Origin of the sequence: Shewanella sp. Sh95 (assembly GCF_001308045.1) — a bacterium.
GTDB classification, from domain to species: Bacteria; Pseudomonadota; Gammaproteobacteria; order Enterobacterales; family Shewanellaceae; genus Shewanella; species Shewanella xiamenensis.
In genome coordinates this window covers 1-1,176 of the sequence record NZ_LGYY01000212.1, presented here as the reverse complement: position 1 = coordinate 1,176, position 1,176 = coordinate 1, and the positions used below count along the sequence as shown (strand labels likewise).

At 36.9% G+C, this 1,176-nt stretch carries 1 protein-coding gene; it reads left to right on the top strand.

Translation table 11 applies throughout. The annotated features are described in order from the left end of the window. Positions 1–206: 206 nt before the first annotated feature. On the top strand, positions 207–1,067 hold the full coding sequence (locus AEA42_RS15545) for a hypothetical protein (protein WP_055648209.1): 861 nt from the start codon (positions 207–209) through the stop codon (positions 1,065–1,067). Positions 1,068–1,176 lie beyond the last annotated feature (109 nt).

The window sequence follows — 1,176 nt, the reverse complement described above, 5'->3', positions numbered from 1 at the left end:
TTGGAGGTACTCAGGCGGCCTGATTATCAAATCACGGAGAAAGAATTGCTGGCGGCCTGGGTATTATTCGCCAATCAGTTGCTCAAATATGGCTATGCTATGGCTGATTTATGAGGGGATCCTTCAGAACTATGTGTGTCTTTGCCGTTCTCATAAGGTAAACACACATTTGCACAAATACATGATAAAACTCAAAGGAGACTCATGTGATCGAATGTTTATACGTAGAAAACAAAACTATATGTACTACATTGGATTATGAGAATGATCCTGATAAATATCGTGGCTTAATTTATTGTTTGGAGTGCAATAGTAAGGCTTGGTTTATAAAAGGTTATAAAACAGACAAAATTGATCGTATGGCATGTTTTGCTGCTCATCACAAAGAAAATTGCAATGCAGCTACTGTTGAAATAGGTTCGGATGATAGTGACGAATTAGAAGCAAATGACCAACAAAATAGCTCGGATATTCGAGTTGATTTAGATAAGACTGTCAATGCCTCTATTTATGTTTCTCAACCTAATGATAAGCATGGTGATGAAGAATCTGATTGGAGAACAAATAAACAGAAAAAACCGTTGGGAAACGCATCTGGATTTCCATTAAATAAGTCTTTAAGACAGATTTTAACTAATCTATGCCGTAATCCAAATTACGCAGACAAAGGCCAAACAATTACCATCGTGGCTGATTCTGGGCGTGTAATTTTAAGTGGTGAACTTCAAGCTAATTTAGTTAAGCTTGAGAATATTACTAAAGATCACGTTGGACGCCAGTGTATATTTTGGGGAACTATTAACAATTTAAATGTTGATAAAAAAGGGATTTTATGGCTCAACTACGGAGATTATCGCAAAGAGCCAAGTGTGAAATTTTCTCCAAGTCTTAAAGATCAACTTCTGAAAAATTTTAAAATTAAAGACGTTTCAGAATTAGATGGTTCAGATGTAATTGTTGTTGGTAATGTTGGTTTTTCACCCAATGGAAAAGCAATTGTTCAAACTGGCTTCACCAAATACATTTCGTTTAGGCGAGTCGAGGTAAAACCGTCATTCCGCACCTAATTTTCGATTTAAAAAACTTGACGGCGATCGGTCATTCTGATCTATTACTCTCTTTTGCAGGTAATTCATCATGGCCGCTCCCGCTATCTCTATCCGTAACCTCGACCAC